Here is a 24,380-nt window from a genome sequence, read left to right on the forward strand (position 1 = left end):
GGCTACGGCCTCAATTCAATGACCGTCTTGCCGATTCTCACGGGGACGCCCAGCTCCACCGGGAGGGCCCGGGTCAGCTGCTGGTCTGCCAGATAGGTGCCATTGGTGGAGCCGAGGTCCTCGATGAACCAGCGGCTGCCCTGCGGGAACAGGCGGGCGTGGCGGCCCGAGGCGTAGTCGTCCTCCAGGACGAGAGTGGCTTCCTGCGCCCGACCAAGGAGGATTGGGCTCGCCGCGAGGGGGATGGTGGTGCCCTTGAGCGGTCCCTCCGTCACGATCAGCTGGCGGGCCTGCTGTTTGACGGGGGCGGGCGGGGGCTCGGCGAGGGCCGGGTTCTTGCGCACTTGGCGTGCCGTTGGGGCCCCGGCCGCCGCTTTGCGACCGATCATCAGGTCGCGCCGCATGGCAGAGACAATGCTGAAGATCAACACCCACAGGAGGATAAGAAACCCGAAACGCAGGGCCGTGATGGTCAGTTCGCTCATGCGCGACCGCCTGGGTTGGCGGGCAGTAGGCGGAAGATGATTTTGGTCCGTCCCATCATGATCGTGGCGCCGTCAGCAAGTTCGGAACTGCCCACGATCTTTTGGCCGTTGACGTAGCTGCCGTTCGTGGAGCCGAGATCGATCGCCTGGGCCGCACCAGGCCCAGTCCGGATTTCCAGGTGGCGGCGCGAAACGCCGGTGTCGTCAATGAGGATGTCTGCTTCCGACGACCGTCCGAGGACGATCGACGGCGCGTTCAGCGAGTAGCGCTGACCGTCGATGTCCAGTACGGGTTGAAGCTGTGCCGGCTGGCGTGTCGGGGCCGCCGGTAGGTTGCCGTGAACTCCCTGCTGCGCAGGGGCGGACGGGGCGGAGGTTTTCTCGGTCCGCGAGATGATGTCGAAATCCCCGGCGCGGTGCTCTTCGTCGCGGCGGAAACTGATCCGGACCGGTCCTTGGAGGGTGTAGCCCTGGCTGCGGACATGGTTGATGACGACGTCGCATAGTTCTTCCGCGAGCGGCGTGCCCCATTCCTGGGCGCGCTGGAAGTCGTCGTCACTAAGGAGGACGTCAAAAACGTTAGGGGCCAAGGTGCGTCCCGCGGCAATCGTGATTGCCTTGTTGTCCACCTCGGTGCGGAGCCGGCTCGCGATCTCGACAGGCTCAACCTGGGCGCGAGAACCGGTGGAGAAGACTCCGCGGACGGCCTTTTCGATGCCGCGCTCGACTTTGTCCAGCAATCCCATGGTCCTTCTCCTTTCCTGTTGGCTGCAGCGCAGCGTTCGTTCCGGAACTCGGTTTCCAACTTTTTGCGAGCCCACTGTCAGCGGACACTCCTACATCAGATACTACTGGGCGTGTCTGGGAATGGCCTCAACGGACGCAGCCGGGCCGACGTCGAAATGAGCGCCAACTGCGCCCTGACGTGCGAGGACACCGCCGCGGCGGCCACCCGGGCAGGGCCCGGCGTGACGTTCGGCGACCGGACCCGCGTGGCGGGGAACACGCCGGGAGCGGGACCTGTCCGGCTCGATTGGTGTTTTCCCGCAGTTGTCCGTTATGCTTGATCTCGCTGCTTTTACGAGGTTGGCGGTCCGGGAAACCGGCCCTATCCGAGTGGAAGAAGTTGCGCGCGAGTGGCGGAACGGCAGACGCGCTGGCTTCAGGTGCCAGTGTCCGAAAGGGCGTGGGGGTTCAAATCCCCCCTCGCGCACGCATTCAATGAACCCCGGTCTTCGGACCGGGGTTCTTTGTTTAACCCCCTGCTGATGGGATCCGGGATCCGTGGCCCACGCGTCAGCAGGCCCGGCCTCTGGGAATCGATGGTCCCAGACGGAAGTCGGTCTCCGACAAACCCTTTGTCCTGCGGCCATTGGCGCTGCAAGAGGGGAGATCTCCAAAATCGCCCAAAAATGCAGCGAATTCCCGGAACGGACTGAACCTTGGGGGCCCTCCGCGGGGACTCCCCGGGAATTTGCGTAACCCATCGATTTAGAGAACGTTGACTTGCGCTCATGTTGCCCATTTTGTTGCGGGATACCATTTACGGCCCGACAGACCCGGAAAAAATAGGTCATGCGTAACTTGACCTTACAACAGGGTATTCTTCTCAACTGACTCAGCACGAAAATAGAATATTGGGGGATTAATGATTGAACAACAGCATCCGGAACTCAGACCGGCTGGGCCAACTAACGACAAGCCGACCGTCGCCGCTAACGGCGCATCCGGTGACGGAGATCGATCGGCGTCCGCGACTGTATTGACGTCAATGTCGACCATCTTGAAAGACTTTGACTATAAATCCTTGGTTCCCGGAGCTCTGGTCGGACTCGTCTCTTACCTGGCGATGGTCGTTCTCGCGGTAGTCACTCTCGTCCTGGCGTTGGTCGGCGTGAGCGCCAGCAATGGGGGCAGCGCAGAGATTCCCTCCAGTTCGATGTTCCCCAGCGGTACAGCGCCGTCACTCTGGTCAGTGGTGGTGCAGCTGGCAGTCCAGTTGGTCGTTATGAGCCAGCTCGGCGTCCTCGGTACCAGCGTAGACGCGACCATTCCTCTGCTGGGAAACGTGCACGGATCAGCAAACCTTTTTGCCGTCCCGCTCCTTCTGACAGCCCTGTCGGTCGTAATTCTCTTTCTTGGGGGCCGAATTGCCGCCAGAAGAACAACCGCTGAGGTCGGGGATGGATTATGGCGTGGATCGTTAGCAGCGGGTCTGGTTTTCAGCTTGTTAGTCAATGTCGGAGGCGGAATATTTAGCATTGCGCTGCCTCCGTCAGTAGTGAAGATTTCTCCGGTATGCGCTGTAACTTTTGGTTCGGTCGTGACTGCTGTAGTCCTCGGAATGTTCGCGACCCTGGCCGGTCGATTGTCGATGCGGCGTCGAGCCCAGGCCAAAACTGGGGTGAGGGCTGGGGCCCGCGCCGCTATTGAGGCAGTCGCAGTACACTACGGAATCTTCCTCGGCGTTGCGATCCCTTTTGCGGTCGTGGCCATGGGGATCAAGCTCGGCTGGCAGGCAACGCTGTCAGCACCACTGTGGGCGCCAACTGCAGGTTTGTTCCTGCTCGGGCTTGGTCATCTAAGTGCCCTAAACCGAACCTGGAGCGTCGGTTCGTCGATGTCTTCATCCGCGAATTCTTCCGGATCGGACATCGGATTCGGTTTCGGCAGCGGGCTGACGCAGTTCGGCGTCCCTGGCTGGATCGGTTGGCTGCTGCTGCTCTTGGCCCTCATCGCCATGGTTGCGACGTCTGTGTTTTGGTACTTGCGCCGCGGACCGCTCGCCGCGAAAAAGGCGTCGGACTGGGCGGTACTTCCTGCCGCGTTTCTGATTGCGGGGGCGCTGTCGACGTGGATCAGCACCGCCTCTGCCGCTTTTGAGGCCGGATCATTCGCATCCGGTGCCGGCACTGTGTCGCTGGCAGGATGGACGGCATTTGCCCTGATGGTCTGGGGTGCCGCGACGGAGGCGTCAGCTCGCTATTTGGCGCCTCATCTGAGCCGATACATACCCATGCGCCTGGTCCACAGGGTCGTCCACAACCAGGAGGAAAACCCCACGCCCGCAGCATCAGCCGATGCCCAGGATCCTTCCTCGGCCACTCGTCCGGTCGGCAAATCTGCGGGGGAGCCAGTTTTTGCAGCCCACCCCGCCCTGTTGCCGCGGGAGCCAATGGGTGCCGGGCGGAGGCGGGCACTCGCCTTGGTGTTCAGCGGAATAGGTCTGGTGGTGCTCCTGATTGTGGGAGGAGCCATCACGATCAATGTGCTCAAGGCCGGAAATGGACCAGCCAAACCCGTGGAAGCCTATCTCCAGGCACTGAAAAACGGTGACGCAACCACGGCGATGGCTTTGTCCGACCCTGGGCTTGCCAACGATCAGAGAGTGCTGCTGACCGACCAGGTGTATTCCAAAGCGAACAAGCGCGTTGACAGCTTCGAGATTGTTTCGTCAAAGGTCTCCGATGACACAGCGGTCGTCGTTGCGGAACTGCACCAAGACGGCCGAAAGACACAGACGAGTTTCAGCCTCCGCAAAGCGAATCCGGAACTACTGGATGATCACTGGAAGATGGAATCGGCGCCAATAGGGAGTGTGTCGGTTTCCACGAACAGCCCCGTGAACACGGTTCTCGTAAATGGGCAGGAAATCAACATCGGTTCCCGCTCGGCTGGCCTAAACCTGCCGGCGCTGCCGGGAGAATACGTTGTGGAACTACCGTCGTCCCAGAAGTACTTGACCGCAGCGAAGTCAACCGTTCTGGTTCCGTTGGACCTCCAAACCACGCCCACACTCTCCCTCGAAGTCGAAGCCTCCGAGGCGCTCAAAGCGGAAGCCATGGCGCAGGTCGATGCCCACCTCGCCGAATGCCTTAAGTCGACTGAGGGGCAGCCCACTGACTGCCCGTTCAGCATGTATAGCTCATCCAGTCACGCCAGGAACTTCCACTGGTCCATGCCCTCAAAACCGTCGTTCAGCCTGACGAGGGACCCGTACAGTGGCTCCGACTTTGCCCTACGTCTCAGCACGATTACGTCCGGCAAAGCGACCGTTAGCTATGAAGAGGACAACTCCTATGGCTTCGGTTCTCCAGAGTGGAAGCCGGCAACAGACACAATGTCCTTCTCCCTGGATGCCACGGTCACACTGGAGAACGGCGAAGTGAAGATCGTATACAGCAGGTACTAGTTGCACTGACGATGGTGGGACCACACAACAAGCCGCGGTAAAAGGGGTTCAAATCCCCCCTCGCGCACGCAATCGAAAGAACCCCGGTCTTCGGACCGGGGTTCTTTGTTTAACCCCATGCCTTATCTCAGGTTTAGCCCGGAGGGCCGGGCGCCCGGCCGGCAAGACTGCCGGCCCGGCGACCGCTAGGCCGCCCGCAGCGCCCCGAGTCCGGCGAGGAGTGCCTCGAGTCCCAGGCTGAAGGCGACGTCGGCCGGTTTTTCATGGCTGCCCTCGGCCAGGCGCTGGACGGCCGAGGTGAAATGCGGCGTCGAGGCGGCCATGGTCCCGGAATCAAATATGTCCGCCGGCGCCGTGACGTCGTACGCGGAGCCAAAGATGAAGGATTCGAACGCCACTATGGCCGGGACGATCCGCTCCTGCGGGAAGCCTGCGCGGAGGAAGCCCGCGCTGACGGCCTCATACATAGCCAGCGTCTTGGGGGCATCGGCCACGGGCAGCACGGCGATGACGGGGATCAGCGGTGTGTGCTTGGAAAACACATCGCGGTAGCTCCACGCCCAGTCACGCACGGCCTGCTCCCAAGGCCCGGCCTCGAAGGCCGCGACGTCCACGAATGAGGTCAAGTGGTCCTGGACCAGGACCAGCACGTCCCGCTTGGAGGAGACGTGGTTGTACAGCGCCGAGGGTGCCACATTGAGGGTTCGCGCCAGGGCCGCCATCGTGAAGCCGTCATAGCCGCTCTTGCCGATCAGTTGCAGGGCTGCCGTAGTGATGCCGTTCTGGTCCAGCACAGCCGCGGCGGGTCGGCCCACCCGGCGGCGCGGCTCGGCGACGGGGCCGTGCGGATCGGCGGGGGCGCTGGTTGCTGCCGTCATTCGGCGCCTTTCTTCTTAGCTCGGCTGGCGGTTTCGGAGATGTCTCCATTCTGCCCCTACTTTACGGGCGAAATTCACTCGGCATTGGGTCTTCCCTGAAGCGGAAGCAAGGTCTATCATTTTAAATGAACGGCATTCATTTAGTGGTCAGCATCACTCTAGCGGCCACGGAGAGGACATCATGCTGGAACTTGACCGCGACGTCGTCATCGTAGGGGCGGGCCCTTCCGGGCTGACCGCCGCCCGCGAGCTGAAGAAGGCCGGACTGAGTGTCGCAGTGCTCGAGGCACGGGACCGCGTGGGCGGCCGGACCTGGACCGACACGGTCGACGGCGCCATGCTCGAAATCGGCGGACAGTGGGTTTCACCGGACCAGACGGCGCTGCTGGCGCTAATCGATGATCTTGGACTGCAGACCTACTCCCGCTACCGCGATGGCGAATCCGTCTACATCGGCGCGGACGGCAAGCGCACCTTGTACACCGGCGAGAGCTTCCCCGTCAGCGGAACCACCGCCGCCGAAATGGACAAGCTCACTGCCCTGCTGGACTCCCTCGCCGCGGAGATCGGCGCCGAGGAGCCGTGGGCACACCCCAAGGCCCGCGAGCTGGACACCATTTCCTTCCACCACTGGCTCCGGCAGAACTCAACGGACGAGGAAGCCTGCAACAATATCGGCCTCTTCATCGCCGGCGGCATGCTGACCAAGCCCGCCCACGCCTTCTCCGCCCTGCAGGCCGTCCTGATGGCAGCCTCCGCCGGGTCCTTCAGCAACCTCACCGATGAGGACTTCATCCTGGACAAGCGGGTTGTCGGCGGGATGCAGCAGGTTTCACTGCTGCAGGCCGCGGAACTGGGGGAGGACGTCGTCCTCGACAGCCCGGTCCGCACCATCAACTGGACCGAGGACGCGAGCGGGGGACACCGCGTCACCGCAGTCTCTAAACGGGCCACCGTGAACGCCCGCTTCGTCATCATGGCCGTGCCGCCGAACCTCTACTCCCGGGTGTCCTTCAACCCGCCGTTGCCCCGCCGCCAGCACCAGATGCACCAGCACCAGTCGCTCGGCCTGGTCATCAAGGTCCACGCCGTCTACAGCACGCCGTTCTGGCGCGAGGACGGCCTCTCCGGAACCGCCTTCGGCGCCGGCGCCCTTGTGCAGGAGGTCTACGACAACACCAACCACGAGGACCCGCGTGGCACGCTGGTGGGCTTCGTCTCGGATGAAAAAGCCGACGCCATGTTCGAGCTCAGCACCGAGGACCGCCGCCGCGCCATCCTCGAATCCATCGCCTCCTTCCTCGGCCCGAAGGCCCTCGAGCCTGAGGTTTACTACGAGTCCGACTGGGGTTCCGAGGAATGGACCCGTGGTGCTTACGCCGCCAGCTATGACCTCGGCGGGCTGCACCGTTATGGCAAGGACCAGCTGAAGCCGGTCGGCCCCATCTACTGGTCCTGCTCGGATCTCGCGGCGGAGGGCTACCAGCACGTCGATGGTGCCGTACGGATGGGCCAGACCACGGCGGCCAGGATCGTCACCGCGGCCGACCGCACCTCCGTCACCTCCTAGAAACACCCCAACAGTTCGGTTCAGTTAAGAGAGGAACGGCCAGATGCGTTACGTAGTGGGGTACTCAGCCAATGCCAGAGGCCACGATGCCGTAAATCTGGCCGTTTCCCTGGCGCTGGGGCGCGGAGCGAGCCTGGATCTTGTGCTGGCGGTTCCCGAAGTGCAGCAGTCCGGGCACGCCCTCGCACCGAAGGTTGGCTTTGAAAATCTGCTCAATGAGCAGGCCCAGGAGTGGCTGGACCAGGCACTGGCACTGGTTCCGTCCGGTGTACCGGCCCAGACCCATCTCCGCAGCGGTGAGTCGGACGCGCACGCTCTGATCGAGGCTGCCGAGGAGTTCGGAGCGGATCTGCTCATCATCGGCGCGACCAGCAACGGGATCTTCAAGCGGTTCTCGATCGGGCCGGTGGCCAGCGCTCTGCTCCACGCCTCGACCGTCCCGGTAGCGCTGGCGCCGCACGGCTACCACCGCCAGGAGGCCCTGACGCGGATCAGTTGCGGACTCGGAAGCCGGGCGGGCGCCGAGAAGCTGCTCGATTTGGCAATCGGCATGGCCGCGAACCGGGACCTGCCACTGCGCGTGGTGTCACTGCTGGAACTCGACGGCGGCGACGCGGCCGATGCAGCCGGCGGCGCCGATGCGGCCCGGGAGTACGCGGCGAAGCACCTTGCCGCGGCCCTGCCGGGCGGCGATCAGGAAGCCGGGGAGGAACCGAAGACGGAAGTGGTCGTCGGACACGGACGGAGCATCGAGGAAGCGGTGGACCGGCTGGACTGGGAAGACGGCGAGGTCCTGCTGATCGGATCGAGCAGGCTTGCCAAGGGCCGGTCCATCTTCCTCGGCAGCACGGCCAACCGCATTCTGCGCGCCCTGCCGGTGCCGATGATTGTGGTCCCGAGCGACTATGAACTCAAGCAACCCAACCAGCCGGCGTCGAACGACATTCCCGGAGAGGCACAAAAATGAGCACCGAACGCGCGATGCCACAGGCATCGCACCCCGGACAACACACCGAACAGCACCACGGGCTGAGCGAGAAGGGCCTGAAAGCCGGATCGGTGGGGCTGATTGGCGCCGTCGTTATTGGCATTTCATGCATCGCGCCGGCCTACACCCTCACGGCGGCCCTGGGCCCCACGGTCTCCGAGGTCGGCGTGCACCTGCCGGCGATTTTCCTGGTGGGCTTCGTTCCCATGCTGCTGGTGGCGCTCGGCTACCGCGAGCTGAACAACGCGATGCCCGATGCCGGAACCTCCTTCACCTGGGCCTCGCGGGCGTTCGGCCCGTGGCTCGGCTGGATGGGCGGCTGGGGCCTGATTGCCGCGACCATCATTGTGCTCTCGAACCTGGCCGCCGTCGCGGTGGACTTCTTCTACCTCATGCTGGCGCAGATTTTCGGCAATCCTGAGCTCGCCGACCTCACTACGAACCTGCCGCTGAATATCGCCACGACGCTGGTGTTCATCGCCCTCGCGTGCTGGATCTCCTACCGCGGCATGGAAACCACCAAGTCAGTCCAGTATGTGCTCGTGGGATTCCAGCTGCTGGTGCTCGGCTGGTTCTCCGTGGCTGCGTTCAGCCACGTCGCCAACGGCACCGCCTTTGACGCCACCGCCATCCAAGCGGACTGGTTCAACCCGTTCGCGGTCGAATCGTTCTCCGCCTTCGCCGCCGGCGTTTCCCTGTCCATCTTTATCTACTGGGGCTGGGACGTCACGCTGACCATGAACGAGGAGACCAAGAACCCGGAGAAGACCCCGGGCCGTGCCGCCACCGTTACGGTGCTGGTCATCGTCATCATCTACATGACCGTCGCCCTGGCCACTCTTTCCTACGCCGGCATCGGCGACACCGGTCTCGGTGTCGGAAACCCGGAGAACCAGGGCAGCATCTTCGCCGTCCTGGCCGGCCCGGTGATGGGTCCCTTCGCGATCCTGATGTCCCTGGCCATCCTCAGCAGCTCGGCCGCGTCCCTGCAGTCCACCTTCGTCTCGCCGGCGCGCACCCTGCTGTCCATGGGCCACTACAAGGCCCTGCCGCAGAAGTTCAGCCGGATCAGCCCCACGCACAAGTCGCCAAGCTACGCCACGATTGCCTCGGCTGTGGCTGCCGCGGCGTTCTACGTCATTACCCGCACCACGTCGGAAAACGCACTGTGGGACACCATCACGGCGCTGGGCATGATGATCTGCTTCTACTACGGCATCACCGCCCTGGCCTGTGTCTGGTTCTTCCGCGCCGAGGCTTTCAGCGGCGCGAAGGCGTTCTTCTTTAAGTTCCTCGCACCCCTCCTGGGCGGCGTCATGCTGCTGGTCATGTTCTTCAAGACGGCCTACGATTCCATGGATCCCGCCTACGGTTCCGGCTCCTCGATCGGCGGTCTTGGCTTGGTCTTCATCCTCGGCATGGGCGTCATCCTGCTGGGCGTGGTGCTCATGCTGGTAATGGCCAAGCTCCGCCCGGAGTTCTTCAGGGGCAAGGTCCTGTCCCGCGGGCACTGAGTGCGCGGCCAGCTCACAGCGTTCGGACGTCGGCGCAGCACGTCGTCACGTTATCGTTGGTCCAACACATCTCATTAGGAGGGCGCATGCCGTACGTTGTTGACTTCGAGAACGTTTCCACTGTCGGCCTGGAATCGTCTCCGGTCGCCGAGGCACTCGCTGGGTTACGCGCCAACGAGGGCCGCTACTACCGCAACAAGTACGACCACATCTTCACCGTTAGCCCTGCAAGCGAGGTTCCCGAGGTGGTCGACCGGGTGAGTCGTATCCTCAGGGACGAGCGCGACATCGTCATCGGCTCCCGCCCGCTCGAAGCAACCGCCTTCGAAGTCGACGGTTTGCGGATGGATTACGTGTTCTACGAGTCCGGGCTGTCGATCAACGTCATGTACAGCATCGAGGACGGCGGGAAGCGAGCGGTCGGATTCAAACTGACCGACGGCATGGAGGTTCCAGAGGAACTGGCATCACGTTTCAAGTTCGCCCGCCAGAAATCAAAGCTGGCAGGCGTTATCCGCGGCTCCTACTTCGTGATCAAGGGCGAGTACTGATCAACTGATTTGGTGACGCCAACAGGGAGTCCGCCCTAATCGATGATTTTCAGGCCGGTGCCCCAGTTGAAGTTGGGATACGCGGGGTTGGCCTGCAGCGCCATCACCAGCAGCTGGAAGCCCTCCAGTTCGCGGGCGTGGCGTAGCCCGCCCACTTGGAGCGGACGCAGCCCGGCGGCCGCGGCGAAGGCCGCGACCTCGTTGCGGGCCTCTTCGGAGTCCGAGGCGATGAACACATCCACCGGCATGCCGCCGGCCGATCCGGAGCCCAGCGGGCCGGCGAAGGTGGTGTTGAAGGCTTTCACCACGCGTGCGCCCGGCAGCAGAGCGGCTATTTCCTCGGCGGCCGACGTCCCCGGGGCAACAACCAGCGAATCGAAGGTCTCGGTGTCGATCGGATTGCTGATCTCCACCACGGTTTTGCCGCTGAGCGTATCGCCGAAGTGCGTGGCAACTTCCTTGGCCGGGCCGAAGTAAAGCGCCAGGACGACGATGTCGCCGCCGGGAACCTCGCTCAGGCCGCCGGAGGTAGCGTTGCCGCCAAGTTCACCCGCGAGCTTGGCGGCATTCTCCGGCGTCCGGTCCAGAACCTGAACGGAGCGGGCGGCGGCGACGGCCCGGGTGCCGATCGCCCGAGCCATGTTGCCGCTGCCGATGATCGTGATGTCAGTCATGGTGTTTCCTTCCGAAGTTGCCTGGAACTGCGGGATCAGCAGTTCCCGGAGTCAGTTGCGGGCGTGGTCCGGGCCGGGCAGCCCCGTCGGGTTGACGCCGGCCGCGCGTTCGGCGACAGCCAGGGCGCGTTCCAGCTGTTCCACTGCAGGAGCGTAGGCGGCGTCCGTGCTGCCGCGCTCCGTATGACCACCGAGGCGCTCGGCAGTCCTGATGGCCCGGATCAGGGCCGCAGTTTCCGGCTGCCGGGGGTCGCTCATCGCGGGATAGTCAATCGAGAACCCCGGATCCAGTTCGTACCGCTGCCACCGGGCGAGGGCGCTCCGGTGCCGTGCGGCCGCCGCCTCGTTCTTGTGCTGGGTCTCCCGGCTGGCCCGGCGGGCATCCTGCCTGGCCAGCAGCCGGGGTGCCGCAGCCAGTGCCGCGAGGGCCGCCCCTGCGGCCAGCATCCCGAGCACCAGGCCGGCCCAGGGCCACGTCGAGGAGGCAAGGACCATGACGGGCACAACGACGGCGAGTCCGGCGAAAACGTCCCAAAATGCGCCGTCTGCACCTTCTGAGAGTCCGTCTTTATCTGCTAGATGCTTGCGGGCCAAGTAGACCGAGGCGAACGCCGCCCCGGTAACCAGGACGGCGAGGGCGAGGAACTGCCAGGCCGCGAGGGCACCGGATAGTGAAAGCGTCATTGCACACCTCCCCGGAACGGTCCCGGGCGGGCGCTGTTCCGCTAGTTCCATTGGAATCCCTGGCGGCGGGGTCGTCAATGCCCTGCCGGCCGGGGCGATGTCCGCCGCCAACACCGGGAGCCAAGGCCTGACCCGAAGGCCGCGTCGCGGTTCCGCCACGCTTTCTCCCGGCGTAGCCTTGGGGCCATGCGACTGAAAATGTGCAGTATCCACGTCAAGGATCCAGCCTCGGCCCATGAGTTCTACACCGGCATCCTGGGCTTTGAAACCCTGATGGCCATGCCGGAGCACAACCTGTTCATCGTCAAGGATCCGGACGGTGCCGGGGGCGCCGGCCTGCTGCTGGAGCCCAGTGACAACCCGATCGGAGCGGCCTACATGAACGGCCTGCACGACGCCGGAATTCCAGCCATCGTGTTTGGCGTGCCCGACGTCCGCGCCGAATATGCCCGGCTCGCGGCCAAGGGCGTGATGTTCCAGGCAGAGCCGTCCGAGGGGCCTGCCGGGACCACCGTGGTGATGGATGACGGCTGCGGGAACTTCGTGCAGCTGCACCAGGACTAGTTACCGGACCAACCGCACCCAGGGCAGGGCCTAGCGGTTCACCTTGTCCTTGTCCGGGTGCTCATCGCCGATATGACCGGGCGCGTTGGCGGCCAGGACCCGCGCGACGAAGGAGGCATACTCCTCCATGTAGTGGCGCAGCAGCCCGGCCGTGGCTTCGTCCGTGACCTCGCCGTCCTCGCCGTAGACTTCCGGGACGAAGCGGATGTACGCCTCGGGCGCATTCAGCTGCGGAGCGTCGAGGAAGCTCAGCACGCTGCGGAACGAGGACTGCATCACGGCCGTGCCGATGCCGCCAGGGGAGGCGCCGATGATCCCAGTGGGCTTGCGGGCGAAGGAGTTGGAGCCCCACGGCCGGGATCCCCAGTCGATGGCGTTCTTGAGCGCTCCGGGGATGGACCGGTTGTACTCGGGCGAGACGAACAAGATGCCGTCGGAAGCGGCGACGGCATCCTTGAGGGCCTGCCCTTCGGGAGGGTAGGCGGCATCAAAATCCGGGCTGTACAACGGCAGGTCCTTGATGGGGACCTCCGTGAACTCCAGCTCCGCGGGTGCAAGCCGGATCAAGGCCTTGGACAGCGTGCGGTTGATGGAATTGCTCGAGAGACTCCCGACAAAATATCCGATCTTGAAGGCCATGGCCTGTTCCTTCCCGATGCTCCGCCGGAGGCTGGTGAATTGGGATACGGAGGGGGATCGGGCCGGCGGTCCCGACTCATTCCGCGAGCATAGTCCCGCGGCCGCGGGATGAGAATAGGGGCCAGCGTTTAGGACGTCTCGGGACCTAAGGCTCTATCGTTCCTGTTCCGACGGTCAAGACTTGAGGTGAGAGACCGCGTCCCTCCAAGGTGCTCGAGCAACTGCTGGGGGCGACTGAGCGTCTTCGGCCGCCCCGAGGATGATATCTGAAGCATCCGGTCGTTGCCACGGGCCTCTAGCTCCGGGGCTTCGCCGCCGAACCGGCGGCAGAGCATCGCGGCACCGGGCGTCGACGCCGAATTGCAGCAACGGCCGCCGATCGTAGCGTGGCTCGTCCGCCGCAACTTCCGAGGAGAGCAATGCCCCGACTCCACCCGCCGCCGCCACTGCGCCAACACCCAGTCGTGACCAGGTTCCTGGAGAAGCGCGCCGAGCGACTGAACTTCGCGGTGAGTCGTTCGAGCAGATCCGACACCGGTTGGGTTGGGGCGTTCGTCGCCGGTATGGTGCTCGCCTTGGTGGGCATTGCGGTCATCCGCGGTATCCGCGTCCTGCGACGGTCGGAACCTCCGGGCCGCGCCGTTCCGCCGGCGGGCCATGCCGCCTTGATCGTGAACCCCCGCAGCGGCGGCGGTAAGGCCGATCGCCTTGGCGTGGTCAATGAATGCCGGGTCCGCGGCATTGAGGTGCTCATCCTGGAACCGGGACAGGACCTGACCGGGCTGGCCGAGGCCGCGGTGGCCCGCGGCGCCGATGTGCTCGGCATGGCTGGCGGGGACGGCTCGCTTGGGCTGGTCGCGGACGTGGCCGCCCGGCACGGTGTGCCCATGGTCGTGGTGCCCGCTGGCACCCGCAACCACTTAGCCGTGGACCTCGGCCTCGACCGCGGCAATGTTATCGGTGCGCTCGACGCGTTCGGAGCGGCGGTGGAACGCCGCATCGACCTCGGGCAGGTGAACGGCCGGGTGTTCGTCAACAACGTCTCGCTCGGGCTGTACGCGCAGATCGTCCGCTCCCCGGAGTACCGAAATGCCAAGGTGGACACCACCCTGAGCATGCTGCCGAGCATGCTCGGGCCCGGGAGCCGACCTTTCGACCTGCGCTTCAACGATCCGGCGGGGGAGCGGTACACCCGCGCGCACGTCGTCCAGGTCTCGAACAACCCGTATGGTTGCACGCCCGCCACCCTCGCCAACCGGCCGCGACTCGACGGCGGCCACCTCGGGGTGATCGCCGTCAAGCTCCCGGACGATCCGGCGGAAGCACGGCGCCAGCTGGCCCAGGCCAGCGGGCACCCGGAGGCCTTTCCCGGCTCCGTCGCCTGGGAGCCCTCGAGGTTTGAGGTGGATTCGGGTGGGCCGATCGACGTCGGCATGGACGGGGAGGCGATCCGCATGGCGGCCCCACTGCGGTTCACCATTCGGCCGGGAGCGCTGCGGATCCGCCTTCCCCGAGAGACCCGGCTCTCACCGGCGGCCCGTCCGCTCCCGGCCCGCTCGGCTCTGCGGGACTTGCTGCGCAGCGCGCTCGACCGTTGGTTGGAACTCCGGCCACCGCGGCCGCGTACCACCCCGCATCACCCGCCCGGGTGAAACGGCATCCCTACCGCGAAACTGGTATCCGAGTCCGACGCCGGAACTGCCCCTCTAATCTGCGCGCTAACCGCCATTTTCCGCTACCAGTCACATACCTCTAACGGCCCGCGGAAGAGTAGCAGGCCAAGTAGCGTTGCGAAAAACGTGCCAGCTGACTCTGCGAATCAGGGCCGGAAGGAAGCGTGTGGTGCTATTCAGCCTAGGCGCGGGCTTTTTTGGCGTCCTTCTTGGCGGCCTCGTCCTTGACCCGCTGGGCCTCGGCGCGGACGGCGGCATGAGTGGCGCGCTCGGCGACCAGCCATGCCGGGGGAGCCTGGAGCAGCGCGGTGATTTCCGCCGTCGTCAGCGCTTCCTCAACACCACCGCGGGACAGGCCGCTGATGGAAACGTTGAGTTTCTGCGCCACCACGGGCCGCGGGTGCGGGCCGTTACGGCGCAGTTCCGCGAGCCACTCCGGCGGGTTGGCTTGGAGCTCGGCGAAATCAGCGCGGGTGATGGCCGAATCCTGGAACTCCTGGGGTGTAGCCGGCAGGTAGATGCCAAGCTTCTTGGCAACGGTGGCCGGCTTCATGGACTGGGAGTTTGCAGAGGTCATAGTTCAAGGGTATCGGGCGGGATGCCCGCAGGGCACCAAACCCGCACCAAAACAGCACCAAACCAGCACCAAACCAATAAGGTGCCGCCACCGGGGCGGACCCCGGCGCCACCCCGGGCGGTACTGTGAACATGTGTCCGCAGCAGAAGAAGCACCCCAGACCCCCGACGAAACCGCCGTCGCCCCGGCCGAAGAAGTTGGGCGAGAGCTGCGCTTCGCGTACGTCGCCGGTGTGACACCCGGAAAATGGATCCGGCGCTGGGAGGAGCGGATGCCGGGCGTGCCGTTGCACTCCTTCATGTCCGACGACGGCGCGCAGCTGTCCGTGCTCCGCGACGGTTCCGCTGACCTGAGCTTTGTCCGGCTCCCGGTCGAACGCGAGGGTCTCAGTGTGATCCCGCTCTACGAGGAACAGCCAGTGGTGGTGGCACCCAAGGGGCATGAGATCTCTTTGTTCGAGGAAGTGGACCTGGCGGACCTGTCTGCCGAGACTTTTCTCGACGCACACGAGCTCGGCGGCGCCGCGATGGCCCTGCAGGTGGTGGCGTCCGGTGCAGGGCTGGTGATCCTGCCGATGTCCGTGGCCCGGCATTTCAACGTCAAGGACACCGTGGCGCGGAAACTCACGGGTGCGCCCGGCACGGAGATCGCCCTGGCCTGGCCCAGCGACGCCACGGACGAGGTCATCGAGGAATTCATCGGGATTGTCCGCGGACGCACCGCGGCGAGCTCCCGCCAGCCCTCGGCGCAGCAGGAGAAACCCAAACGCGAGCCCAAGCCGGACAGGCGCGGCACCGGAGCCGCCAAGAAGCCCAAGGTGGCGCAGCGTTATGCGCCGAACCCGGACAAGGGCCGCGGCAAGGGATCCCGGAAAAAGGGGAAACGTTAGGCGTAGCCGTGTGAGCGCGGCCGCGCATAGGCTCGGTTAGTGGACATCGTCGAGTTTTTGACCGCACGGATAAAAGAAGACGAAGCTGCCGCCCTGAAGCTGCTCGGCGACCCCACCCTTGCCGTGTCCGGCGAGTGGTATGAACGCCGCCTGCTCCGCGAGTGCGAGGCCAAGCGCCAGCTCATCGGCATCATTGAATCCGCCCGCCAGTCCGTGCTGGCCACCTTGGTCAGCCAGGACTATGGCGACGCCGGATGGGTGCCGGACGTCATTGAATGGACCACCCTGTCCCTGAACACCCTGGCCCTGCCGTACGCCGACCACCCTGAATACCAGGCCGACTGGCGGCCCCCGGGTAGGGACAACGGGTAGGGACAACGGGTAGGGCCACCCGGTAGCGGTCAACGCGGAAGCCGTCCACGTGCGCCGGAAACCTGCAGGAAACCTCTGCGGCCTACTCTGGTCACACCGCGGCATCCGCGGTCGAGGCGCTCATCGACTCCGACAGCGGGCCGCCCACCAGGAACAGGACCTTCCCCGTGGACCTGGTCCTCCGGGCGTCCCGCTGCTGCGTGCCGGTGCCCGCTGCGCCCGCCGTCCCGGTGGTGGCTGGGAAGTAGCGCGGGATACCGCAAACGAGAGCGACCCGGGTTGGCCCCCAAGAGGTCAGCCCGGGTCGCTGGTTTATTGCGCGGGTATTCGCTGGGCTGCCAGCGGGCCGCCGACGGCGCCGGCCCACCCGAATGGCGGGAAGCGGAAGCAGGTGCAAGCCTGGACCGGGCATCCGACGCGCAGAGTTTTCCTCGCCACGCGAATTTCCTACCGATACGGGAATGCCGGTGGCGGCAACAATTTCGCGCGTCGCGGGGCGTGCGCCCGGGCGGAATGCGGCTCAGTCCCCGTGGACGGCGGCCTGGCGCTCCTCGGAACGGTCCAGGTAAGCCAGCAGCAGCTCGCCGGCGCGGTCCAGGTCCCCGGCTTCGAGGGCGTTGCAGATTTCCTCGTTGTCCGGCAGGTAGCCCCGGTAGAAGTGCGCGTCCACGGTGGCCTTGTGGAAGAACAGCCGCATCTCGGCCAGGACCTGGGCCATGATGGTGTCCAGCCGCCGGCTGCCTGCCAGGGCCACGATCGCGCGATGGAAATGCTGGTTGGCGTTGCCTAGGCCCTCTTCGTCGTTGGCGGCGGCCGCGGCTTTGCCCTCTTCCACGGCCGCGCGGACCGCCGCCACGCGCTTGGCGCTGCCGCCGCCGCGGATTGCGCTCACTTCGATGGCGCGGCGCACGGTGTAGACATCGCGGATATCGCCGGGGCCAAGGCTGGCCACAAACACGCCCCGGTTCGGGTGTCGGACCACGAGGCGCTCGGCCGCAAGTTCGGCGAAGGCCTCGCGGACCGTGTTGCGGGAAACGCCCAGATCTTCGGCGATTGTCGATTCCGTGAGCCGGGCTCCCGGCAGGAGCAGGCCCTCCGCCAGTTGCAGGCGCAGTTCGGCCGCCACGCGGTCCGCCACGGAGGGAACGGCCACCCGCAGCCGCGCCGCGGCCGCGCCCAGGGCGGAGCCGGCAGCTGCGTCGGAAGTCGTCATAGTGCCGAATCTACACGATTGTCCAAATATTGAATCGTCGGATTGTTGAACAATCGGCCGAAGTGATGCATCCTAGTAGGGGGCTATCATGAGACGAGGATCACAAATGGCAACCATTGACCTGAACAGCGACGTCGGCGAGTCTTTCGGACGCTGGACCCTGGGCGACGACTCGGCGATGTTCCGCTCGGTCACCAGCGCCAATGTGGCTTGCGGATTCCACGCGGGCGACCCCAGCGTCATCCGACGGACCTGCCGCGAGGCGGTTGCCGCGGGCGTCGTGATCGGCGCCCACGTCGGCTACCGCGACCTGGCCGGGTTCGGCCGCCGCTTCCTGGACATCGATCCGACCGAGCTGGCGGACGACGTCGTCTACCAAATCGGCGCGCTGCAGGCGCTGGCCGCCGCCGAGGGCGGCACGGTCCGGTACGTAAAGCCGCACGGCGGACTCTACAACGCGATCGTCGCGCACACGGGCCAGGCGAAGGCCGTCGTCGACGCCGTGAAGTCCGTTGACCCGAACCTGCCGATCCTGGGCCTGCCGGGCTCGGAAGTGCTGCGCCTCGCCGAGGCCGCCGGCCTCCGCGCGGTCACCGAAGCTTTCGCCGACCGCGCCTACAACCCGGATGGCACCCTCGTATCCCGTACGCTCCCCGGAGCCGTGTTGGAGGACCCCGCTCTCGTCACTGAGCATGTCCTCCGGATGGCCACCGATTCCGCCGTCCGCACCATCGATGGCTCCATCCTGAAGATCCATGCAGAGAGCATCTGTGTGCACGGCGACTCCCCGGGAGCCGTCACCATGGCCGCTGCAGTGCGTGAGGCGCTCAACGCCGCCGGGATCGACACCGCCGCGTTCGTCTAAGGCACCTGCCTTCGCCCCGGCCGAACCTCACAGCGTTCCGCCGGACCCACCCGTATTTACCGCTGACTCCGCCCAAACAACAGGCAGCACCCGCACACCTGGAGGAAAACCATGACCACACCGCAGCAGGCCACCCCGGCCGCCCGCAAGCGGAAGATGCCGCCCGGCGCCCTCAAGGCCTACGTCGCGAGCCTTACGGGCACGTCGCTGGAATACTATGACTTCGCGATCTACTCCGTGGCGTCGGCCCTGGTGTTCCCCAAGGTCTTCTTCCCCGGAAACGACGAATACGTCGGGCTGCTGCTGTCCTTCTCGACCTTTGCAGTGGGCTACCTCGCTCGTCCCATCGGCGGCGTGATCTTCGGCCGGCTCGGTGACAAGATCGGCCGCAAGCACGTCCTCGTGACCACCCTGCTGCTGATCGGCCTCGCGACCGTGCTGATCGGCGCGCTTCCGGGCTACGCCACCATCGGCCTGGCCGCTCCAACCATCTTGGTGCTGCTGCGCCTGGCACAGGGCATCGGGGTCGGCGGCGAATGGGGCGGTGCCGTCCTGCTCTCGAGCGAATTCGGTGACGCCAAGCGGCGCGGCTTCTGGTCCTCCGCCGCGCAGATCGGTCCACCTGCCGGCAACCTGATGGCCAACGGCGTCCTGGCCGTGCTCGCCGCGACGCTGAGTGACGAGGCCTTCCTCTCCTGGGGCTGGCGTGTGGCCTTCCTCGCCTCGGCCTTGTTGGTGGGCTTCGGCCTGCTGATCCGGCTGAAGCTGGAGGAAACCCCCGTTTTCAAGGCCATCCAGGCCCACGGCGAACAGCCCAAGGCCCCCATCAAGGATGTCTTTACCAAGGAACCGCGCGCTCTCGTGTCGGCCGCCCTGTGCCGCGTCGGCCCGGATGTGCTGTACTCCCTGCTCACCGTCTTCATGGCCGTCTATGCCACCAAGGAGCTGGGCATGACCACGAGCAACGTCCTCAGCGCCATCCTGATCGGCTCGGCCTTTCAGCTGGTCCTGATCCCCGCGGCCGGGGCCCTCACGGACCGAGTCAACCGCCGTCTCGTTTACGGCATCGCCGCCGTCGGAACCGCAGCGTACATCCCCCTGTTCTTCCTCATGATCCAAGGCAAGTCGGTTCTCATGCTGACCATCGGCATCGTGATCGGACTGGCGTTCCACGCCTTCATGTACGGCCCGCAGGCCGCCTTCATCACCGAGCAGTTCCCGGCCCGGCTGCGCTACGCCGGCAGCTCGCTGGCTTACACCCTGGCCGGTGTGGTCGGCGGCGCCATCGCACCGTTGGTCTTCACCGCCCTCTTCGCCGCCAGCGGCAACTGGTTCCTGATCGCCGGCTACCTCGCGGTCGCCTCGGTCGTGACGGTGATCGGGCTCGCCATCGGACGCAACCCGCAGACCGACGAAGAAGAGCGGCTCCTCCAGGATGCCCGAGCCTGAGCGGCGCGGATCCTGTCCACCGGCACCGGCACAATGAGTGAGGCACCTCGTGATTGAGACAGCAGGGGAACCCCCGAAGGTAGGGAACGCAACAGTTCACAAGGTCCGCTCCGTGCGGGCCGTGGGAACGCGCGCGGTCCTGGCCGAGCTCTCCGGCACCCAGGACGTGCTTGCCCTGCAGGCACTGCTGCTGGAGAAGCCGCTGCCGGGCCAGCAGGACGTCCTGGCCGCGGCCGAGACCGTCCTGGTCAAGGCCGATTCCCCGGCCTCGGCCCGGCGCATCGCCGCCCGGCTGCTGCACCTCGACCTCACCGCGCCCGTCCGGCTCGACGGCGGGCTGGTGGTCATCGACACCGTGTACGACGGCGAGGACCTCGCCGAGGTCGGCCGGCTCACCGGACTGGGAACGGAGGGCGTGATTTCCGCCCATTCCGGCCAGGTCTGGACTGTGGCCTTCGCCGGCTTCGCCCCCGGCTTCGGCTACATGGTGGGGGAGAACCAGCAGCTGGAGGTGCCCCGGCGCAGCTCGCCGCGCACCGCCGTGCCCGCAGGTTCCGTGGCGCTGGCCGGCAACTATTCGGCCGTGTACCCGCGCCGCTCCCCGGGCGGCTGGCAGCTGATCGGGCGCACCAACGCCCGGATGTGGGACCTGAACCGGGACCAGCCCGCCCTGGCCGCCCCCGGCCACCGGGTGCAGTTCCGGCCCGTCCGGGATGCGGTCACGCTCGCCCCTGAGCCGGCCGGCACCGCGCCGGAACCGGCTGCCGCGGACGTCGCTTCCGGACTCCGGATCGTTGCGCCGGGCCTGCAGAGCCTTGTCGAGGACCTCGGTCGGCACGGCCATTCCGGCCTCGGCGTGTCCGCCGCCGGTGCGCTGGACCGGGCCTCGCTGCGCCGGGCCAACCGCCTTGTCGGGAACGCGCCGTCGGCCGCGGCCATCGAGACCGTCGCCGGCGGCCTCAAGGTCCAGGCCGTGGCGGACCAGGTCCTCGCGGTCACCGGCGCGCCGTCGGCACTGAGTATCGAGTCGGCGCCGGACAGCGCCGGCGAAACGTGGCACCGCACGGTGCCGATGGCCGCCCCGTTCGCGCTGCTCGACGGCGAAACCCTCAGCCTTGGCGCGCCGCGGAGCGGCTTCCGCAGCTATCTCGCGGTCCGCGGCGGGGTGGTTGCAGCCCTGGTGCTGGGTAGCCGCTCCACGGACACCATGTCCGGGATCGGCCCGGCGCCCCTGACCGCCGGGCAGGTGCTGGCCGCAGGCGGGGAGGCCGAATCCGGCGTCGTCGGGGCCCCCGAACTGCAGCCGGACTACCCGGGCACCGGGGTGACCGTCCTCGACGTCGTCCCCGGCCCCCGCGCCGACTGGTTCGATCAGGCGGCGCTGGACTCTTTCACCGCCCAGGACTGGTCCGTGCTGCCGCAGTCCAACCGGGTCGGCATGCGGCTGGACGGGACCGCGCTGCAGCGCAGCCGCCAGGGCGAACTGCCCAGCGAGGGCACCGTGGCGGGCGCCCTGCAGGTCCCGCCGGAGGGCCTGCCCGTGCTCTTCCTGGCCGACCATCCCATCACCGGCGGCTACCCGGTGATCGCCGTGGTGGTCGACTCCCAGCTGGACCTCGCCGCGCAGGTACCCATCGGCGGCAAGATCCGCTTCCGCTGGGCCGAATCTGCCACCACCGAACACGGCAACGAAGCCGCCACCACCGAAGAAGAAGCGAGTAACTGATGCGCAAGGTCCTGATCGCCAACCGTGGAGAAATCGCGGTCCGCATAGCCCGGGCCTGCGATGACGCGCAGCTGGCGTCCGTCGCCGTCTACGCCGATATCGACGCCGACGCCCTGCACGTCTCCGCCGCAGATGTTGCCTTCAGCCTGGACGGCAACTCGCCCGCGGACACGTACCTGAACATCCCCAAGCTCCTCGCCGTGGCGGCCGAGTCCGGAGCGGACGCCGTCCACCCCGGCTACGGCTTCCTCTCCGAGAACGCCGACTTTGCCCAGGCGGTCCTGGACGCCGGACTGACCTGGATCGGTCCGACGCCGGACGCGATCCGGCTGCTCGGCAACAAGATCACGGCCCGCGAGGCGGCCGTGCGGGCCGGCGCACCCTTGGTGGCCGGCAGCGACGGTCCCGTCGACACGGCTGCCGAGGCCCGGACCTTCGCCGAACAGCACGGCCTGCCGATCGCCATCAAGGCCGCTTTTGGCGGCGGCGGCCGCGGCATGAAGGTGGTCCGGGCCATCGACGAGGTCGAGGAAGCCTTCGACTCCGCCGTCCGTGAAGCAGTGTCCGCCTTCGGACGCGGCGAGTGCTTCGTGGAGCGCTACCTGGACCGCCCGCGCCACGTCGAGGCGCAGGTCCTGGCGGACTCGCACGGCAACGTCGTGGTCGTCGGAACCCGCGACTGCTCACTGCAGCGCCGGCACCAGAAGCTCCTGGAGGAGGCACCCGCACCGTTCCTCAGCCAAGAGCAGACCAAACTGATTTACGACGCCGCCAAGGCTGTCTGCCGGGAAGCCGGCTACTCCGGCGCCGGCACGGTGGAATTCCTGGTCGCCGCGGACGGCACCGTGGCATTCCTCGAGGTCAACACCCGACTCCAGGTGGAGCACCCCATCACCGAGGAAACCACGGGGATCGACCTCGTCCAGGAACAGTTCCGGATCGCAGCGGGGGAGCCGCTGCGCCTGGCAGAGGATCCGGCCCCGCGCGGACACGCCTTCGAATTCCGGCTCAACGCCGAGGACGTGGGCCGCGGCTTCCTGCCCTCACCCGGCACCATCGGCGAGTTCGCCGGCCCCACCGGCCCGGGCATCCGCCTCGACACCGGCGTCCGCTCCGGCTCCTTCGTCGCGCCGCAGTTCGATTCCCTGCTCGCGAAGCTGATCGTCACTGGCGCGGACCGCCAGCAGGCCCTGCGCCGCGCCCGCCGTGCCCTCGCCGAAATGCGCATCACCGGGGTCGCCACCGTGCTGCCGTTCCACCGGGCCGTGCTGGAGTCCCCGGACTTCACGTCCGAGGACGGGCTGGGCATCCACACCCGCTGGATCGAAACCGATTTCGCGGACAGTGCCTCGATCTCTGCCGATCCCGATTACAGCACCGCGGCGCCCGGCGGCGAACGCCGCACCATCACCGTCGACGTGGACGGCCGGCGCCTCGCCGTCGGCCTTCCGGCCGACTTGCTGGACGGTTGGACGCGCTCTGGCAGTCCGCTGCCCGCCGGGCTGTCCCTGGAAGCAGCGTCCGACGGCGGCGCTGCCGCCCCTGCCGACGCCGGGGAGCTGCGCGCCGACATGGCCGGGACCGTGGTGAAGTGGCTCGTTGAACCCGGCGCCGAGGTCTCGGCAGGGGACCCGGTTGTGGTCCTTGAAGCCATGAAGATGGAAACCCAGGTCTCCGCGCACCGGGACGGCACTGTCACTGACGTCCGCACCGGAGCCGGTGGAGTGGTCGCGGCCGGGGCAGTGTTGGCGCTGATCGGCTAGGTTCCCGAAAGTCCGGCTGGGCCGTCTCGCCGGTTTCACTGTCTCGATTTCGCCGGTGGATGACCGGCGCTGGTGTTCGGATCAATTCCCTGGGGATAGTCGCGCGGGGATGGCGTCGCCAAGGCTCAATTGTCCAGACAACGACTGGCAATTGAGTGGCGGCCAGAACGTCGATTCCCAGACCGAACATCGACAACCGATCATGTGCCGCCCTGCCGCTGGCAATCGAGTCAATAGCGTCAAGTTAGGGTCTGAGAGTTTCCCGCGCCATTGTCAGAAAAGATGCATCCGAACCCTATTCTGATACCCTTTCGGCCCCCTGCCTGACGTCAGGTTGGGGTGTACGGCAAGCTGGCTCTACCTCCGCGATCCCCTACTCCCGATCCGAGTGCCCAGGGGTTCCCAGGCCTGCGCGTGAAGCTCTAGCAACAGGTTTGGTACGTCTCATGTGCCTGTCGTGGCTTCCGCAATCCGGCGTGCGGCCTGAACCACCACATCGCCATAGTCCTTTCCGGGGGAAGTGGAGACCCGGGCCAGGGGCATGGCGAGGCAGACCGCGGCAATGATCGCCCCGTCGGCCCAGACGGGAGCACTGATCGAGCCCAGTCCGGGAGTGCGAACCCCAACAGATTCGATCCAGCCCGTCGCCGCCAATTCAGCCATAACCTCGTCGTCACCTGCGAGTAGACGGCCGCTGGACCCAAACGGCAAGGGCAGCCTTGACCCGGGAGGCAGTGTGGCCCGGAGCTCGTGCCGGCTGTCGACGCTGAGCAGGCAGAGGCGGTCATCACCCCGACGGACCCACAGCTGCGCTGACTCACCGGTACGGTCGCGCAGGTCATGAAGGACAGGCAAGCTGGCGTTTTCCAGCGCCGACCGGACGAACCGGTCACCCAGACGGAAGGCGCCGGAGTCGGCACGGCGAAGGAAGCCGTATTCGGCCAGTTGCAGCGCCAGGCGGTGCGCCGTGGACAGCGATAGGCCGGTGCGGCGGGACAGCTCACTGGCTGAAACGGCAGACCGGCCTACGGAATCGAGGATGGCGGCTGCACGTTCCAGAGTGCGGTTGCCGCCGTTTTTCTCAGGAGTGGGCATAGGGTCAGCCTACGTGTCC

At 66.2% G+C, this 24,380-nt stretch carries 23 protein-coding genes and 1 tRNA gene; 15 read left to right on the forward strand and 9 right to left on the reverse strand.

What is annotated here, in order from left to right:
* Positions 1 to 2: 2 nt before the first annotated feature.
* Positions 3 to 485, reverse strand: coding sequence for an FHA domain-containing protein FhaB/FipA (locus tag BLQ10_RS08770; RefSeq protein WP_091560792.1), 483 nt, complete (start codon positions 483 to 485; stop codon positions 3 to 5).
* On the reverse strand, positions 482 to 1,231 hold the full coding sequence (locus tag BLQ10_RS08775) for an FhaA domain-containing protein (RefSeq protein WP_091560795.1): 750 nt from the start codon (positions 1,229 to 1,231) through the stop codon (positions 482 to 484). Before BLQ10_RS08775 ends, BLQ10_RS08770 begins: the two co-directional genes overlap by 4 nt.
* Positions 1,232 to 1,342: 111 nt before the next feature.
* Between BLQ10_RS08775 and BLQ10_RS21990 the strand changes: the two genes are divergently transcribed.
* From BLQ10_RS21990 to BLQ10_RS21995, 3 genes are all read left to right on the forward strand, one after another.
* Positions 1,343 to 1,552, forward strand: a complete 210-nt coding sequence (locus tag BLQ10_RS21990; RefSeq protein ID WP_139164201.1) for a hypothetical protein — start codon at positions 1,343 to 1,345, stop codon at positions 1,550 to 1,552.
* Between the two features lie 63 nt (positions 1,553 to 1,615).
* A tRNA-Leu gene (locus BLQ10_RS08780) sits at positions 1,616 to 1,698 on the forward strand.
* A gap of 435 nt (positions 1,699 to 2,133) precedes the next feature.
* Complete coding sequence (locus BLQ10_RS21995; protein ID WP_139164202.1) at positions 2,134 to 4,677, forward strand: zinc ribbon domain-containing protein; 2,544 nt, start codon at positions 2,134 to 2,136, stop codon at positions 4,675 to 4,677.
* A 185-nt stretch (positions 4,678 to 4,862) separates the two neighbouring features.
* Here the strand turns inward: BLQ10_RS21995 and BLQ10_RS08790 are convergent, their stop codons facing one another.
* Positions 4,863 to 5,555 carry a TetR/AcrR family transcriptional regulator gene (locus tag BLQ10_RS08790; protein ID WP_091560799.1) on the reverse strand — a complete coding sequence of 231 codons (693 nt, stop codon included), beginning with the start codon at positions 5,553 to 5,555 and terminating at the stop codon, positions 4,863 to 4,865.
* Between the two features lie 181 nt (positions 5,556 to 5,736).
* Here BLQ10_RS08790 and BLQ10_RS08795 point away from each other — a divergent pair, with 181 nt between their 5' ends.
* From BLQ10_RS08795 to BLQ10_RS08810, 4 genes are all read left to right on the forward strand, one after another.
* A complete protein-coding gene (locus tag BLQ10_RS08795) occupies positions 5,737 to 7,125 on the forward strand; it encodes a flavin monoamine oxidase family protein (RefSeq protein WP_091560801.1) in 1,389 nt (462 codons plus the stop codon).
* A gap of 43 nt (positions 7,126 to 7,168) precedes the next feature.
* A complete protein-coding gene (locus tag BLQ10_RS08800; protein WP_091560803.1) occupies positions 7,169 to 8,092 on the forward strand; it encodes a universal stress protein in 924 nt (307 codons plus the stop codon).
* Positions 8,093 to 8,106: 14 nt separating this feature from the next.
* Positions 8,107 to 9,627: an APC family permease gene (locus tag BLQ10_RS08805; RefSeq protein WP_091561032.1), complete on the forward strand. Its 1,521-nt coding sequence runs from the start codon at positions 8,107 to 8,109 to the stop codon at positions 9,625 to 9,627.
* An 86-nt stretch (positions 9,628 to 9,713) separates the two neighbouring features.
* Positions 9,714 to 10,178: a phage tail protein gene (locus tag BLQ10_RS08810; RefSeq protein ID WP_091560806.1), complete on the forward strand. Its 465-nt coding sequence runs from the start codon at positions 9,714 to 9,716 to the stop codon at positions 10,176 to 10,178.
* Between the two features lie 35 nt (positions 10,179 to 10,213).
* Here BLQ10_RS08810 and BLQ10_RS08815 read toward each other — a convergent pair whose 3' ends face one another.
* Both BLQ10_RS08815 and BLQ10_RS08820 read right to left on the reverse strand, forming a co-directional pair.
* The gene (locus tag BLQ10_RS08815; RefSeq protein ID WP_091560809.1) at positions 10,214 to 10,852 is read right to left on the reverse strand and encodes an NADPH-dependent F420 reductase; all 639 of its coding nucleotides are present in this window, start codon (positions 10,850 to 10,852) and stop codon (positions 10,214 to 10,216) included.
* Between the two features lie 51 nt (positions 10,853 to 10,903).
* A complete protein-coding gene (locus BLQ10_RS08820) occupies positions 10,904 to 11,536 on the reverse strand; it encodes a hypothetical protein (protein WP_091560811.1) in 633 nt (210 codons plus the stop codon).
* A 186-nt stretch (positions 11,537 to 11,722) separates the two neighbouring features.
* Here BLQ10_RS08820 and BLQ10_RS08825 point away from each other — a divergent pair, with 186 nt between their 5' ends.
* Positions 11,723 to 12,100 carry a VOC family protein gene (locus tag BLQ10_RS08825; RefSeq protein WP_091560813.1) on the forward strand — a complete coding sequence of 126 codons (378 nt, stop codon included), beginning with the start codon at positions 11,723 to 11,725 and terminating at the stop codon, positions 12,098 to 12,100.
* A gap of 30 nt (positions 12,101 to 12,130) precedes the next feature.
* On the opposite strand, the gene BLQ10_RS08830 is transcribed toward BLQ10_RS08825, so the two are convergent.
* Complete coding sequence (locus BLQ10_RS08830; protein WP_091560815.1) at positions 12,131 to 12,739, reverse strand: NADPH-dependent FMN reductase; 609 nt, start codon at positions 12,737 to 12,739, stop codon at positions 12,131 to 12,133.
* A gap of 464 nt (positions 12,740 to 13,203) precedes the next feature.
* Between BLQ10_RS08830 and BLQ10_RS08835 the strand changes: the two genes are divergently transcribed.
* Entirely contained in the window at positions 13,204 to 14,391 is a 1,188-nt protein-coding gene (locus BLQ10_RS08835; protein ID WP_175558531.1) for a diacylglycerol/lipid kinase family protein, read from the forward strand.
* A gap of 202 nt (positions 14,392 to 14,593) precedes the next feature.
* Here BLQ10_RS08835 and BLQ10_RS08840 read toward each other — a convergent pair whose 3' ends face one another.
* Complete coding sequence (locus BLQ10_RS08840; RefSeq protein ID WP_091560821.1) at positions 14,594 to 14,989, reverse strand: DUF5997 family protein; 396 nt, start codon at positions 14,987 to 14,989, stop codon at positions 14,594 to 14,596.
* Between the two features lie 133 nt (positions 14,990 to 15,122).
* Between BLQ10_RS08840 and BLQ10_RS08845 the strand changes: the two genes are divergently transcribed.
* Both BLQ10_RS08845 and BLQ10_RS08850 read left to right on the forward strand, forming a co-directional pair.
* Positions 15,123 to 15,878 carry a LysR family substrate-binding domain-containing protein gene (locus tag BLQ10_RS08845; RefSeq protein ID WP_175558532.1) on the forward strand — a complete coding sequence of 252 codons (756 nt, stop codon included), beginning with the start codon at positions 15,123 to 15,125 and terminating at the stop codon, positions 15,876 to 15,878.
* A 39-nt stretch (positions 15,879 to 15,917) separates the two neighbouring features.
* A complete protein-coding gene (locus BLQ10_RS08850) occupies positions 15,918 to 16,250 on the forward strand; it encodes a DUF6221 family protein (protein WP_091560823.1) in 333 nt (110 codons plus the stop codon).
* Positions 16,251 to 16,770: 520 nt separating this feature from the next.
* On the opposite strand, the gene BLQ10_RS08855 is transcribed toward BLQ10_RS08850, so the two are convergent.
* The gene (locus BLQ10_RS08855; RefSeq protein WP_091560825.1) at positions 16,771 to 17,463 is read right to left on the reverse strand and encodes a GntR family transcriptional regulator; all 693 of its coding nucleotides are present in this window, start codon (positions 17,461 to 17,463) and stop codon (positions 16,771 to 16,773) included.
* 106 nt (positions 17,464 to 17,569) lie between these two features.
* On the opposite strand from BLQ10_RS08855, the gene BLQ10_RS08860 reads away from it, so the two are divergent.
* The 4 genes from BLQ10_RS08860 (at position 17,570) to BLQ10_RS08875 (ending at position 23,266) form a co-directional block, all read left to right on the forward strand.
* On the forward strand, positions 17,570 to 18,328 hold the full coding sequence (locus BLQ10_RS08860) for a LamB/YcsF family protein (protein ID WP_091560827.1): 759 nt from the start codon (positions 17,570 to 17,572) through the stop codon (positions 18,326 to 18,328).
* Between the two features lie 111 nt (positions 18,329 to 18,439).
* The gene (locus BLQ10_RS08865; protein WP_091560829.1) at positions 18,440 to 19,777 is read left to right on the forward strand and encodes an MFS transporter; all 1,338 of its coding nucleotides are present in this window, start codon (positions 18,440 to 18,442) and stop codon (positions 19,775 to 19,777) included.
* A gap of 49 nt (positions 19,778 to 19,826) precedes the next feature.
* Entirely contained in the window at positions 19,827 to 21,503 is a 1,677-nt protein-coding gene (locus BLQ10_RS08870) for a 5-oxoprolinase subunit B/C family protein (protein WP_254785478.1), read from the forward strand.
* A complete protein-coding gene (locus BLQ10_RS08875; protein WP_091560831.1) occupies positions 21,503 to 23,266 on the forward strand; it encodes an ATP-binding protein in 1,764 nt (587 codons plus the stop codon). Before BLQ10_RS08870 ends, BLQ10_RS08875 begins: the two co-directional genes overlap by 1 nt.
* Positions 23,267 to 23,710: 444 nt before the next feature.
* Here BLQ10_RS08875 and BLQ10_RS08880 read toward each other — a convergent pair whose 3' ends face one another.
* The gene (locus BLQ10_RS08880; RefSeq protein ID WP_091560834.1) at positions 23,711 to 24,361 is read right to left on the reverse strand and encodes an IclR family transcriptional regulator; all 651 of its coding nucleotides are present in this window, start codon (positions 24,359 to 24,361) and stop codon (positions 23,711 to 23,713) included.
* Positions 24,362 to 24,380 lie beyond the last annotated feature (19 nt).

This window comes from Arthrobacter sp. ok362, from assembly GCF_900102785.1.
Classification (GTDB): domain Bacteria; phylum Actinomycetota; class Actinomycetes; order Actinomycetales; family Micrococcaceae; genus Arthrobacter.

Bases quoted from the DNA above. Each gene is read 5' to 3' on its own strand.
- BLQ10_RS08770 (WP_091560792.1), bottom strand. From the start codon at position 485: ATGAGCGAACTGACCATCACGGCCCTGCGTTTCGGGTTTCTTATCCTC.
- BLQ10_RS08775 (WP_091560795.1), bottom strand. From the start codon at position 1,231: ATGGGATTGCTGGACAAAGTCGAGCGCGGCATCGAAAAGGCCGTCCGC.
- BLQ10_RS21995 (WP_139164202.1), top strand. From the start codon at position 2,134: ATGATTGAACAACAGCATCCGGAACTCAGACCGGCTGGGCCAACTAAC.
- BLQ10_RS08790 (WP_091560799.1), bottom strand. From the start codon at position 5,555: ATGACGGCAGCAACCAGCGCCCCCGCCGATCCGCACGGCCCCGTCGCC.
- BLQ10_RS08795 (WP_091560801.1), top strand. From the start codon at position 5,737: ATGCTGGAACTTGACCGCGACGTCGTCATCGTAGGGGCGGGCCCTTCC.
- BLQ10_RS08800 (WP_091560803.1), top strand. From the start codon at position 7,169: ATGCGTTACGTAGTGGGGTACTCAGCCAATGCCAGAGGCCACGATGCC.
- BLQ10_RS08805 (WP_091561032.1), top strand. From the start codon at position 8,107: ATGCCACAGGCATCGCACCCCGGACAACACACCGAACAGCACCACGGG.
- BLQ10_RS08810 (WP_091560806.1), top strand. From the start codon at position 9,714: ATGCCGTACGTTGTTGACTTCGAGAACGTTTCCACTGTCGGCCTGGAA.
- BLQ10_RS08815 (WP_091560809.1), bottom strand. From the start codon at position 10,852: ATGACTGACATCACGATCATCGGCAGCGGCAACATGGCTCGGGCGATC.
- BLQ10_RS08820 (WP_091560811.1), bottom strand. From the start codon at position 11,536: ATGACGCTTTCACTATCCGGTGCCCTCGCGGCCTGGCAGTTCCTCGCC.
- BLQ10_RS08825 (WP_091560813.1), top strand. From the start codon at position 11,723: ATGCGACTGAAAATGTGCAGTATCCACGTCAAGGATCCAGCCTCGGCC.
- BLQ10_RS08830 (WP_091560815.1), bottom strand. From the start codon at position 12,739: ATGGCCTTCAAGATCGGATATTTTGTCGGGAGTCTCTCGAGCAATTCC.
- BLQ10_RS08840 (WP_091560821.1), bottom strand. From the start codon at position 14,989: ATGACCTCTGCAAACTCCCAGTCCATGAAGCCGGCCACCGTTGCCAAG.
- BLQ10_RS08855 (WP_091560825.1), bottom strand. From the start codon at position 17,463: ATGACGACTTCCGACGCAGCTGCCGGCTCCGCCCTGGGCGCGGCCGCG.
- BLQ10_RS08860 (WP_091560827.1), top strand. From the start codon at position 17,570: ATGGCAACCATTGACCTGAACAGCGACGTCGGCGAGTCTTTCGGACGC.
- BLQ10_RS08865 (WP_091560829.1), top strand. From the start codon at position 18,440: ATGACCACACCGCAGCAGGCCACCCCGGCCGCCCGCAAGCGGAAGATG.
- BLQ10_RS08875 (WP_091560831.1), top strand. From the start codon at position 21,503: ATGCGCAAGGTCCTGATCGCCAACCGTGGAGAAATCGCGGTCCGCATA.
- BLQ10_RS08880 (WP_091560834.1), bottom strand. From the start codon at position 24,361: ATGCCCACTCCTGAGAAAAACGGCGGCAACCGCACTCTGGAACGTGCA.